At 64.7% G+C, this 255-nt stretch carries 1 pseudogene; it reads left to right on the top strand.

What is annotated here, in order from left to right:
• Nucleotides 1–46: 46 nt before the first annotated feature.
• Nucleotides 47–255 (top strand): annotated as a pseudogene (locus tag ACSNOK_RS35130) (DEAD/DEAH box helicase); the annotation flags it as partial.

Below are 255 nucleotides of genomic sequence, written 5' to 3'. Positions count from 1 at the left end.
CCACCGTGCGAAGCGGTTCACGGCGTTGGTGAAAATGCGCCCACACGTGAAGCGCTGGGTCGGCCTGACCGGCACCCCCGCCTCCAACGGGCTCATGGACATCTGGGCGCAATTCCGGCTCCTCGACGGCGGCCAACGCCTCGGCAGATTCATCACCCGCTACCGCGACAAGTGGTTCCTGCCGGATAAGCGCAACGGGATGCAGGTGTTCACGTACAAGCCGAGGGCAGGCGCTGAGGAGGAAATCTACGACGC

It is taken from the genome of Streptomyces sp. URMC 126, from assembly GCF_051386555.1.
In the GTDB taxonomy this organism is placed as follows: domain Bacteria; phylum Actinomycetota; class Actinomycetes; order Streptomycetales; family Streptomycetaceae; genus Streptomyces.
Note: the sequence above shows the minus strand (reverse complement) of the source record. Positions and strands in the feature narration are given on the sequence as shown.